Origin of the sequence: Candidatus Xenohaliotis californiensis (assembly GCF_963930935.1) — a bacterium.
GTDB lineage: Bacteria > Pseudomonadota > Alphaproteobacteria > Rickettsiales > CAWVOK01 > Xenohaliotis > Xenohaliotis californiensis.
This window is the reverse complement of record NZ_CAWVOK010000026.1, coordinates 21,138-33,669: the sequence shown is the minus strand read 5'-3', so window position 1 is coordinate 33,669 and position 12,532 is coordinate 21,138. Positions and strand designations below refer to the sequence as shown.

Here is a 12,532-nt window from a genome sequence, read left to right as displayed (position 1 = left end):
ACCTTAATTAAAGAATTATATTTCATAATTCTCATAAACAAAATTATTAAGCAAACCAACACCAAAGCCATCTGCACCATCAGGTGATATTTTCTTTTTAGATGAATTATTCCAAGCCACAGAAGCTATGTCAATATGAGCCCAATCCATATCTTTCACAAATCTTTGCAAAAACTTAGCAGCAGTTATGGTGCCAGCACCTAAAACAGAACTTGTGTTACGCACATCTGCTATTTTTGAATCTATGTGCTTATCATAAGATGCGGGCAAAGGCAAACGCCAAACTAACTCACCAGTACATTCTGCAGATTTTTCTATTCTACTTGCCAATCTGTCATTATTTGATAAAAGAGCAGCATACCCAACACCAAGAGCTATAACTGCAGCACCAGTAAGTGTAGCAATATCAATCATAATTTCTGGTGTAAATTTATTGGCAGTATACCACAAAACATCAGCCAAAACTAAACGCCCTTCTGCATCAGTATTTAAAACTTCTATTGTCTGACCTGATAAAGACTTCACAACATCACCTGGTCTTTGTGCACTGCCAGATGGCATATTTTCAACCAAACCAACAACACCAACAGCATTAACGTTTGCCTTACGAAAGGCTAACGACTTAAGCAAACCAACAACAACAGCAGAGCCACCCATATCAGTCTTCATTTCTTCCATAGAGCGTGATGGCTTAAGAGATAATCCTCCACTATCAAAAGTAACACCTTTCCCAACAAATGCTATTGGTTTATCTTTTTTATTCTTACTACCATTCCATTGCATTGTAACAACAAATGGTTCATTAGTACTACCTTGAGACACGCCAAGCAATGCACCCATTCCCATCTTAAGCATTGCCTTATGATCTAATACACTTACATTCACACCAAGTGGCTCAAGTTCATGTTTAATTACTTGTAAATATACACTTGGAGTTAAATTATTAGCAGGTTCAGAAATCAAATCTCGTGTTAAGAACACGCCTAAAGCAACAGAATCATAAAAAGAAAAAGTATTATTTGCAGCAACAACATCACTAACAATAAAGTTCACTTTTAAATTATTCAACTTGCAACCATCATTTTTACTAACACTTTTATATTTATCAAATCTGTAGCTTGCAAGTTTTAACCCATAAGCTACATTAGCAACAACTTCAAAATCAGACAAACCATTGACATCATTAATAGACACTACAACATCAATAATCTTAACACTATTGTTAAAATTCTTCACAGCACTCACTACAGATGCGCCAGCATTTTGACACCTTAAAGCATCTAATTTCTCACCTGCATTCAAAACAACAGCTTCTTTAATATCAGAAGCATTATCAGGAAAATAAATGTGATTACATTGCTCAGAATTTGCACTTAATGCTGCATTAACCATTCTGTAAACAAGATCATCATTTGGTTTAAAAACATCTTGTAATGTAGAGTTTGCAATATAAACTACATGCTGTGATTTTAATCCTTGGGCGTTGATAAAATTAATTTTCATAAGCAAAATACCATGTACCTTATTTTAGTAACAAATATTAGTGATTTATTGCAATCTACACAAGAAATTTTTCAAAAAGTCTTAAGTAAAATCAAATCAAGAAAAAAGATTTCATTGTTAATTTTTACCCAAAGTGTATACTAGTGACTATTAAAATAATGAGCCATAAGTACTAATGCTCAAACCAATAATGTTAAAAAAAAACTCAAAGTATTCATTTTTCTTAAAAATAATACAAAATGCAATCACAAAAACAGAATCAAGAATAATAAGAGATTTCATGGAACTTGGCGATTTACAAGTATCAATCAAGGGAACCAATGACTTTGTCACAAATGCAGACAAAAGATCTGAGGAAATCATATATAATGAAATATCAAAAAAAACAAGAGGAATGGATGTTTCTTTTTTAATGGAAGAAAGTGGTTTAATTGGCAATAAAAATGCAGAATTTTGTTTTATAATTGATCCAATTGATGGAACATTTAATTTTATGCATGGCATATCATATTTTTGCACATCAGTAGCAATGATGCACAATCAAAATGGAATCAGCCAAATAGTAGCAGGAATTATACATTCACCAATAACAAGAGAGACTTTTACTGCAGAAAAAAACATAGGTGCATTCTATATTGATCTAAATACTACTATTCATAAAATAACAACAAGTGCAAAAAAAAATCTCAGACACTCTATGATTGCAACTTCAGTCTCTAGTGACTCAATAAGGCACCACCAACTTATACAAAGGTTGATAAAAAATAATGCTCGCATAAGAAGCATGGGAAGCTCTGCATTAGATCTGGCATACCTAGCACTAGGAAGATATGAAGCAGTAATATCACCATGCTTGCATCAATGGGATTATGCTATGGGATTTCTTCTGGTGCTTGAAGCTGGTGGCATTGTTAATGAACATCAGAGAAGTGAAGCACCTAACACCAATGAAATTTTAGCTACCAATTCCAAAGAAATATATAATGCTATAAAAAACTTAGAGGATAAAGATAAAAATCTTAGTTGATCAGCATATTAAAGATATAAATCTTTATCCAACAGATTTATTTTCTATGAAACACATTGTATAATAACAAATAATTCCATATCTAAGCCAGTATAAATGTTAAAAATCATATGGCAAACACTCATAATCATTGCTATCACTAACAATATTGCAACAGCAAGTAACAGTAGTGAGACAGCTGAAGAACGTGAGGTATTTAACTATTTTAACAATGAGAACAGACACAATGACATGCAATATTTTAGCCATGTTAACCCTGATGCACCAAAAGGTGGTAAAGTCAAATATGGTATTGAAGGAACATTTGACACTCTAAACCACTATTTAAGTAATGGTATTAAAGCAGCTGGTTACTATTTAATAACAGCTACACCAATGTATAGATCACCAGAACATGTTGCAAAATATTATCCATATATTGCTGAAAAATATATTATTCCCAATGATTATTCATATATCATATTTAAAATTAGAAATAATGCTACTTGGTCTAATGGCAAACCAATATTAGCCAAAGACTTTGTTTTTTCATTAAATGCACTTAAAGAAAAGGGTAATACTTTTATGCGTATTAACTATGATGATATTACTCATGCTGAAATAATTGATAAACGAACAGTAAAAATGTATCTTAGGTATAAAAATCGCAAAGATTTGCTGCTAACCATATTCAGCATGCCTATCTATTATAGTGAGCAATATTCTAATTTAGATGATTCTAAAATCAGTTCTACGCCACCAATTACAAGTGGTCCATATAAAATTACACGATTTGAACTTGGACAACATATAACATATGAAAAAATTGCAGACCATTGGACCAGCAGCTTGGAAGTATTTAAAGGCAGGACAAATTTTCAAACAATACAAGTGGAATATTATCGCGATAATGCCTCACTTGTGCAAGCGCTAAAAGCAGGTGCAATTGATCTTAGATTAGAAACCATATCCAAAAATTGGATAAAAAACTACAATATACCTGAACTAGAACAAGGAAAATTGCATAAAAGAACATTCAACAACACACTTCCTACTGGTATGAGTGGCCTGGTATTTAATACGAGAAGATATCCATTTAACAATCGTGAAATTCGTAAAGCAATATCATATGCACTAGATTTTGCTTGGATTAATAAAAACCTAATGTATAACTCATATGTTAGAAATCTGAGCTACTATACAAACTCAATATATGACACCACTGGACAGATGCTGACCAGCAAAGAAATGAAAATTCTACAAGAATACAAAGAGAGCTTGCCACCAGAGATATTCACACAACCATTCATTCTACCTAACAGCAAGCTTTGTGATATTAAAAAAAATCTAAAAACAGCAATGGAAATTCTTAAAAAAAATGGCTGGCACATTGTTAACAACAAACTAGTTAACGGCAACAATAAACAGCTCACAATTGAAATGTTGCATACTAGCAAAAACTTCCATAGAGTCAGTGCAGCATTTGCACGTAATCTTGAAAAACTTGGAATTAAAATTATCATCACAACAGTAGAGCCTGTTAACTATAGAACAAAAATACATAACTTTAACTTTGATATGATTCTGGATTATTTTCCATTTAAAAATGTACTGCGTAATGAACAAATTAATTACTGGCACTCTAAACTGGCCAATTTAGCTGGTAGCAGAAATTATGCTGGAATCCAAAATCCAGTTGTAGACTCTTTGTTAAACAATTTGTCTAATACAACAGATAACAATGAACTAGTTGCTTTGGCACATGCCTTAGACAGAGTGTTGTTGTTTAACTATTATATAATACCTTGTTGGCGTCCAAAAAGCTTAAGATTCATATACTGGGATACTGTTGTACCACCTAAAGATAGCCCTCAGTATGAGCTAGATTTAGAGAGCTGGTGGGCAGCAGAGCAAAACATAAATAGTCATTAATCCAATTATTGACAATAATATGATATAATGATATTATTTGTAATAATTTTGGCCCCTTCGTCTAGCGGTTAGGACATCACCCTTTCACGGTGGCGGCACGAGTTCGATTCTCGTAGGGGTCACGTTAAATTTTACATTTTCTCTCTTTCAAGAAGATATAAATTATTAGCTTAGATTTAATGATTGATAATTTATCCATTTCAGAATAAAAATTCTATACAGGCATCATAAAAATGTACAAACAATAACAAAATTAATATTTTATTTTGATTTAAATGTTATCTTATTAAAAATAAAAATTTTTATTTATGAGAAAAACAAAAATTAGCATAGCACAGCTGCATTACACAACAGGTGCACTTAACGATAATTGTAAAAAAATCATAAATACCTATAAGCAAGCATGTGCCAATGAATCAAGCCTTGTGATATTTTCTGATCTTGCAATTACTGGATATCCACCAAACACAGCTATGTTAAAACCTAACTTTCAGAAACAATGTATGGAAATGTTGAACAAACTTGCCATGGAGACAAAAAATTATAAAACATTTATGTTAGTTGGTGGTATTTGGGTACAAAATGATTGCATTTACAATTCAATGTTTCTGCTTGGCAATGGACAAGTATTCACTTCTATTGGCAAACACACCATAGATTATGAGGGCATGTGTAGTGAGGCAAGTATATTTACAGCAACACTAATACCAAAAACAATCATAGTAGACAATATAAAAATTCAAGTAATAATTGGCAGTGACATTGCAATGCATCATTTAGCTGGACTGATGTCTAAAACAGGAGTGGAAATCATAATTGTTACTAGCACTAAGCCATATGTAAAAGAATCAAACATAGATCTATCTAATACACTAACAAAAATCAATAAAGAAACACTATTGCCCATTATATACTTAAATCAGGTTGGTGGTAATAAGAATATTACAGCTAAAGGTGGATCACTTATCATGTCGGCACAGGGTCAAATAATACACAGAATGCCTGAATGGCAGGAATGTGTTTCTCATACTGACTGGACAGAAGATATAAATGGATGGGTCTGTACAAATGGCTTGCAAAGCAAGCCTTATAATGAAATAGAAAATATATACCATGCAATGATTAGATCATTAGATGATTTTATTGTATATAATAAATTCAACAGCATAATAGTAAATCTCAATGATACAATAGGGACAATAATTTCAATAATTGCTGCAGCAAATCTACCATCTAAGGTGCAAATAACAGCTTATAGTTTTATTAAAACAAAATATACAGCATTAATGAAAAAATTAAAAATAAAACATAAAAAAATAAATATAACCAAAGCACTGAATGCAAATAAAAAAGCTTTAAAAGAACTAGATCCAGAGGTAACTGATGATAAAAACATCACTGCCAAAACTATAGCACTAATAATGGATAGCTTGGCAAGCACTAACAACTCATTGCTGCTTTCTACCACAGACAAAACAAGTATAGCACTTGGTGAAGAAATATATGAAAACGTGTTTGCACACTATAATATTGTTGGTGATTTATACAAAATTGAACTGATAAATATGCTAAAATGGCTCAATAAATCTAATAATTATATTGCAGATAGTAAAAAAACCAGAAAAGCTGGCAGTACAAAACTAGACCCATGTTCTAAATTTGACACAAGCATAAAAAATTTTGACAATGCCCTGCAGGAAATATTAGACAATGGGATGAGCTATACCGACCTTGTAAAAATTGGATATAGCCCAAAATTAGAACAATCTATTAAAAACATAATCAGCAAACAGCAACAAAACAAAAATAATATAATACAACCATTATGCATCTCAAGTAACTCATTCAATACATCTTGGCAAACACCACCTAACACTCCAAATCCAGATACATAAATCAAACTTAAAAAATTTAGCAAAAATTAACATTAAGCCAATACACTAGAGTAAAAACTAGATCAGTAAATGCGAATAAATGTCATAATACCTATTGTTGGCCCAGTGCTAATTATTTTAGCAATAATGCAACTAGTGCCAATACTTATCAATGCTGATAACTGGATGGTTTATGTGTTGTCTGCAAATATTTCAGCTATAATTGGCTTAGTGTGTGTGTTAACGGGGAAAAAAAATTTTGGTACAATGAGCACTATAGAGATATCAACCACAACTACTGTGCTTTGGATAATGATAATCCTGTTATCCAGCATTCCATTTATCATACATCCAACAACCAACATGAGCTTTGCAAATGCATTATTTGAAACAACATCAGGATTAACCACTACTGGCTCAACTATAATAGATGATATGAATAGAATACCAAAAGATATTTTATTATGGAGAATTACAACAAATTTTATAGGAGGCATAGGTGTTGTTATTGGAATCACATGTACAATCTTCAGAATTAAGCTAAACAATATGCAGCTTTTCTCTATAGAAACCAGTGATTCTGAAGTAGTGCTACCAAATCATATTAAAACATCTAGTGCAATGATTGTTGCATACATAGCTCTAATAATTTTATGCACAATATGCTATGCATTAGCAGGAATGCATGATATCTTCAATGCAATTTCATATGCAATTACAACTGTTTCAACCACTGGCTTCTCCAATAACAATCAATCAATTGGTCAATTTCACAGCATTAGCATAGAGTATATTGCTATTATTTTTATGATTCTAAGCTCAAGTCCATTAACGATATATCTCTCTATCTTCAATAAAAAAATAAAAAAATTTTATCACAGTGAACAAATTAAATACTACATTATCACAATTGTATCACTAACTGCTATCTTAGCACTTTGGGTATCATTAAAGCAAATATCATATCCTAGACAAAACACTAACAGCTGGGCAAAACTAACTGAAGAAATTTTTAGACATGCAATTTTTGGAATCACATCATTAATAAGCACTACTGGATTTACTGGCAGCAATCATGCACTATGGGCAGCATTCCCAACAACGTTAATTTTTTTTCTTACCTTTATTGGTGGTTGCGGCAGCTCAACTGCTGGTGGAATAAAATTCTTCCGCATAATGATTATGCTTAAAAGCACAAAAAATCACATCTTAAAAATGATTAAACCAGGAATAGTAAAAATAAATAAAATTGATGGAAAAATTATTGACACAGAGGCATCAGAATTAACACACAATTTTTTCTTTCTATTTATTGTAGTATTTGCAATTACAACCATAGCTCTAACAATTAATGGCGTAGATGGAATCAATGCTATGAGTGCGGCAATTGGTGCTCTTAGTAATGCAGGATCGGGTATTAATGCACATATACAAGGGTTAGGTAATTATTCAGAAATGAATAATATCTGTAAATATACTTTATCTATTACAATGCTAATTGGGCGCTTAGAAATATTTAATGTTATAGCAATCCTTGCTCCATACAATTGGCACAAATGAAAAAATCAAATAATATTTAGACTACTTTGTCTTCAAGTGCACTGGTATTAAAAAATCTAAACTGCTCTTCTCAGGCATATAATCCTCTGGCACAGATGGAAGTGGATCATATTTCTTAACAGAAGCAAGCAAAATATCATCAATCATTACATAACCTGTGCTCATAAAAATATCAGTAGCTAATAAAGCACCTGATCTACTAAGTTTTATTTTAATTACACCATAGCTATCATTACTGTAAAGCATATCATTCATATCACTTAAATGATTTGCCACCCAAATAGAAAGCTGCTTTGTGTAAGCATTAACATCCAAGCTATCATCAGAGCCATATTCACTAGTTTTTATGCCCTGCTCATTGTCATTGCTAATATTACTTAAAACAGATGCCAATCCTTTATTTCTCTCTAGTCTAATCGTACGTGCTGTAGCTATGTTATTCAAAACCATCTTGCTATTTGATATAAACAAATTTTGCAGTGGAGTCTGTAAAATATTGCCAAAAGCTTCCTTAACGTCAGCAGTATTATTTGATAATACTATTTTATCACTCAAAATATTAACCATATATGCACTATGCTTTGTGGCATTATTATACCCTATAGCATTACTAACTGGAAATATCTCACCATTTTTATCATGTTTTAAAGTAGAAAGGGAGAGCCAGAAAAATAGTATAATATGCAAAAAAAAAGACAGGCACCAAGTAAAAAAATTAAACATAACAAGCCTAAGAACATGCAAAATAAACAAAAATGAATTATTAGTTGATTGCATATTGCATGACATTAAACGTAATATGGTTATATAAATTAAATACAATGAACTTATAAAATAGTCAACACAAGAGGCATTAAAGCTAAGTAAACTATGATCTTATATAATCTATAACATAACGTGCCACAGCGTCAACTTCAATGTTCACAATACTGTTAGAATTATATAAAGAAAATATCGTTGATCTAAAAGTATGTGGGATTATAAAAAAAGAAATCACAGCATCTTTAATAGAATTAACAGTAAGTGAAACCCCATCAACAGTTACAGCCCCTTTGCAGACAATATATGGTTCTAAAATTTTATTAATTGCAACATCAAAAATATAACCATTACCAACTTTTTTGCGAGATATGACTCTACCAATACAATCCACATGTCCATAAACAAAATGTCCACCAATTCTATCGCCAAGACACAAAGAACGTTCTATGTTGACCATAGAATCATTTTGCCATGAGTCAATTCCTGTAGAAGTTAAAGTTTCCACAGACACATCAAAGCACAATACAGCAGCTTTTATAGCAACGACAGTTAAACATACTCCAGAGCATGCAATAGAATCACCAACCACAACATTGTCAGCATTATATTTAGTTTCTATACCCAAATAAGCACCATTATCACTCTTGTTAAAAAATGATACTTTACCAATAGATTCAACAATTCCAGAGAACATGTGCAAACCCAAAAAGATAGATAGGTAGTAATTTTAAATTATCAAATACACAATTTCTAGCTATTTCTACAAATTACAATAAAAAAAATTTAACAAAATTAATACAAAGTACTAATAAAAACCTTATATTTACAATAAATTACAAAACCAACAACCCTCAAAATATTAAGACACAAAAAGCAAAAATTATAAAAATACAATTTTTTAAAAAAATATATTAATATAAAAGTTAAAAAAACAATTCCTATTAATTGGATTAAAATTTACTAGAAAAACAAACAACCAACTGATAAGTAGTTTAATTATAAACAATAATTATTGATATAAAAACATCCAAAAGCTAAAATAGTAACAAGCTCGAATGGTGGAACTGGTAGACGCACCAGCTTCAGGTGCTGGTAATCATTATGATTGTGGAGGTTCAAGTCCTCTTTCGAGCAGTAACAATAAAAAAACAACCAATGATAACCTTAGGAATCAATACCTCAGATGGATGCTGTACAGTATTGCTATTAAAAAATAGCAAAATTCTCAGTTATTATTATGACATTGAACCAAACCCTGCAGAAAGATTATGCAATATAATTAATGAAGTAATGCAAAAAGCTGGGATATCGTACAATGACATAAGCCTCTTGGCACCAATAGCTGGACCAGGTGGATTAATGGGATTACGAATATCAATGGCTACAGCAATTGGCATGCATAATGTAATAAAAAAACCTATAATACCAATAAACATGTTAGAATTATTAGCATTTTCTGTAAAAACATATAATTTATATACAGAAAAATCTATTGACAAAATTATTAGCATAACTTGTGCAAAAAACAATAATTTTTTTTATCAAATCTTTCATGCTAAAACACTCAATGCAGAAAAACCAGGCATAGCCACTAAAAACGAATTGCTAGCAAATATGTACAAAACATCAAGAATAATTGTTGCCACCAATAAGCAAACCAAGCCACCTAGTGAAATAAATAAAGCACAAATATATGCAGAAAAACCATTGGACATTATGCAAAACATAAACAAAATAGTGCAAGATAAGCATAACAATCATCTTAAGCATTGCACTGATCTTATGTATATAAGACCATTATATATCAACTAAGTCAAAAATCCATCTAAGTATTTTGAAATAATAATATAGGCTAATCTAAAAATTGTATTAATGACATAAAAATGCTACAAATATAACTTAAGAACTCACAATAAGCAGGTTCAAACATGCTTAAAGAAATAAGGTGCATCAAAAAAAAAATCATTTTAACTATTGTTATAGGCATTGTGCCAATAATAAATAGTGCTGCTGTGGTGGAAAAAATTACAAATATATCCAAACCTCTCATATGTCAGATAACGCCAGAAATTATTGCAGATTCACATTATCCTAACTCAATACACACCTCAAATAACCTGCGCAGAGAGCAAGGTGGTGGATTTATAGCTAATGGTCTGCCAATAATTATAACTGGATTTGTTATGGATGAAGACTGTTTACCATTAACCAATGCAACAATAACAATATGGCATACCAACACATATGGATCCTATCAACTTGAAACAATTAAAGACAATGAAAACAACAACATAAGTAAGAACAAAATTGATTTAAATTTTATGGGCAATGGACAGTCATACACTGACAATACTGGAATGTATCATTTTTTAACAATTCTACCAGGATCTTATGAAAAGAATCCACCATATATCAACATATCAATACAGCATAATGATTTTCCTGATTTTGACACCATAATACTTTTTCCCATGCACCATAAAAATACAGAATTTATTCAAAAACACAACATACCAAGTGAATTGTCAAATTTTATTATAGCAAACCAAATTGCAGATAGTGCGGATAATGAAAAAGTGTTTTTGTTTAATGTAACACTACCCGGTAAAAACAACTATAAAAGATATTAACATAAAAAATATAGACTTTATGCTAATTACAAACAACCAGCAGCTAATTTAATAATTGGCAACCTTCTTCTTCAATCCACATGCTATCTAAATCATAGAATGCACGTACTTCCTCTATGAAAATATGCACTACTACACTGTTAAAGTCAATCATAACCCAATCATCTTTATCTATGCCAGATAAATTAACCATATAGATATCATTAACTTTTAGTTCCTTGATTAAAAATTCTGCTGATGTTTTAACATGCCTCTTGGACAATGCTGTCGCAATAACAACATGTTTATATAAAACATCCATACCATTGAGATCAATTATTGATATTTTTTCTAATTTTCTATTACTTAAGATAGAATATATTAACTGCAAAATATTATTATCATCTGCTGACTTAAGCATCAATTTCATAAAAAATATTATTATATTAATAATAGCATTTACACATTATCTAAATCAATAAAAACTATTCTTTAATCCCCCAACCTCTTTTGATTATAATGCATGAGGCTGTGAACAGAATAAACATTACTATAAATAATATACAAGCAGCAAAATTTACACTAGACTCTGCAATTCCAGTGAATGCATATCTTACACCAGTAACCATATGGAAAAATGGATTCAAAGTTACAATAGGCTGCCACATACTAGGCAGATCTCTTATAGAAAAAAATGTACCAGATAAAAAACTTAATGGGGTAATAATATAATTTGTATAAATAAGCATTTCATCAAAACTTCTAGCAAAAATCCCAACCAGTAAACCAAGCAGTGCAGATATAGCAGAAGTCAATATAATATAAACAATTAAAATCATTGGTGCATGCAATTGCAGTCTAACAAAACAACTAACAACCAATCCAACCATAAAAAATGATATAATTGCTCTTGTCATTGCAGCTAACACAAAGGCTAGAACAAAATGAATAGTGTGAAATGGTGGTGTGATGTAGTCTACTACACTACCCATCACTTTACTAAAAACTAATGATGATGAAGTATTAGCAAAACCATTCTGAATAGTCACCATAACCATCATACCAACACCAACAAAAACTTCAAAATCCACACCCATAATTCTATCTCTATGCTTTCCCAGTGCAACTCCAAATACAAGTAAAAATAAAAGTGAATTCAAAGAAGGTGTAACTAATGTTTGGTTATAAACACTGACAAAACGCTTAACTTCTTTAGCATACAATGCAAAAAAACTCACATAACTTTTTTTTCCCATTAATGCCTCAATTGAATATTTATACAATAT

At 31.1% G+C, this 12,532-nt stretch carries 11 protein-coding genes and 2 tRNA genes; 8 read left to right on the top strand and 5 right to left on the bottom strand.

Features of this window, described 5'->3' with window-relative positions:
- Window positions 1-15: 15 nt before the first annotated feature.
- Window positions 16-1,503 (bottom strand): leucyl aminopeptidase, encoded by a 1,488-nt coding sequence (locus AABI72_RS03235; RefSeq protein WP_338364354.1) that lies wholly within the window; start codon window positions 1,501-1,503, stop codon window positions 16-18.
- 190 nt (window positions 1,504-1,693) lie between these two features.
- Here AABI72_RS03235 and AABI72_RS03230 point away from each other — a divergent pair, with 190 nt between their 5' ends.
- From AABI72_RS03230 to AABI72_RS03210, 5 genes are all read left to right on the top strand, one after another.
- Complete coding sequence (locus tag AABI72_RS03230; protein WP_338364352.1) at window positions 1,694-2,530, top strand: inositol monophosphatase; 837 nt, start codon at window positions 1,694-1,696, stop codon at window positions 2,528-2,530.
- A 96-nt stretch (window positions 2,531-2,626) separates the two neighbouring features.
- Window positions 2,627-4,441 carry an extracellular solute-binding protein gene (locus tag AABI72_RS03225; RefSeq protein WP_338364350.1) on the top strand — a complete coding sequence of 605 codons (1,815 nt, stop codon included), beginning with the start codon at window positions 2,627-2,629 and terminating at the stop codon, window positions 4,439-4,441.
- A 50-nt stretch (window positions 4,442-4,491) separates the two neighbouring features.
- Window positions 4,492-4,563 (top strand) — tRNA-Glu (locus AABI72_RS03220).
- A gap of 186 nt (window positions 4,564-4,749) precedes the next feature.
- Window positions 4,750-6,336, top strand: a complete 1,587-nt coding sequence (locus AABI72_RS03215; RefSeq protein WP_338364348.1) for a nitrilase-related carbon-nitrogen hydrolase — start codon at window positions 4,750-4,752, stop codon at window positions 6,334-6,336.
- A 69-nt stretch (window positions 6,337-6,405) separates the two neighbouring features.
- Window positions 6,406-7,875 (top strand): TrkH family potassium uptake protein, encoded by a 1,470-nt coding sequence (locus AABI72_RS03210; protein WP_338364346.1) that lies wholly within the window; start codon window positions 6,406-6,408, stop codon window positions 7,873-7,875.
- Between the two features lie 21 nt (window positions 7,876-7,896).
- Here the strand turns inward: AABI72_RS03210 and AABI72_RS03205 are convergent, their stop codons facing one another.
- The gene (locus AABI72_RS03205; protein WP_338364344.1) at window positions 7,897-8,598 is read right to left on the bottom strand and encodes a hypothetical protein; all 702 of its coding nucleotides are present in this window, start codon (window positions 8,596-8,598) and stop codon (window positions 7,897-7,899) included.
- Window positions 8,599-8,743: 145 nt separating this feature from the next.
- Window positions 8,744-9,331 (bottom strand): riboflavin synthase, encoded by a 588-nt coding sequence (locus tag AABI72_RS03200; protein ID WP_338364342.1) that lies wholly within the window; start codon window positions 9,329-9,331, stop codon window positions 8,744-8,746.
- 355 nt (window positions 9,332-9,686) lie between these two features.
- Here AABI72_RS03200 and AABI72_RS03195 point away from each other — a divergent pair.
- The 3 genes from AABI72_RS03195 (at window position 9,687) to AABI72_RS03185 (ending at window position 11,267) form a co-directional block, all read left to right on the top strand.
- Window positions 9,687-9,771, top strand: a tRNA-Leu gene (locus tag AABI72_RS03195).
- Window positions 9,739-10,449 carry a tRNA (adenosine(37)-N6)-threonylcarbamoyltransferase complex dimerization subunit type 1 TsaB gene (gene tsaB / locus AABI72_RS03190; protein WP_338364340.1) on the top strand — a complete coding sequence of 237 codons (711 nt, stop codon included), beginning with the start codon at window positions 9,739-9,741 and terminating at the stop codon, window positions 10,447-10,449. The genes AABI72_RS03195 and tsaB overlap by 33 nt, the downstream gene beginning before the upstream one ends.
- Window positions 10,450-10,565: 116 nt before the next feature.
- The gene (locus tag AABI72_RS03185; RefSeq protein WP_338364338.1) at window positions 10,566-11,267 is read left to right on the top strand and encodes a hypothetical protein; all 702 of its coding nucleotides are present in this window, start codon (window positions 10,566-10,568) and stop codon (window positions 11,265-11,267) included.
- A gap of 43 nt (window positions 11,268-11,310) precedes the next feature.
- Here AABI72_RS03185 and rsfS read toward each other — a convergent pair whose 3' ends face one another.
- A complete protein-coding gene (rsfS, locus tag AABI72_RS03180) occupies window positions 11,311-11,676 on the bottom strand; it encodes a ribosome silencing factor (RefSeq protein ID WP_338364336.1) in 366 nt (121 codons plus the stop codon).
- Between the two features lie 55 nt (window positions 11,677-11,731).
- Window positions 11,732-12,502, bottom strand: a complete 771-nt coding sequence (locus AABI72_RS03175) for an ABC transporter permease (RefSeq protein ID WP_338364334.1) — start codon at window positions 12,500-12,502, stop codon at window positions 11,732-11,734.
- Window positions 12,503-12,532 lie beyond the last annotated feature (30 nt).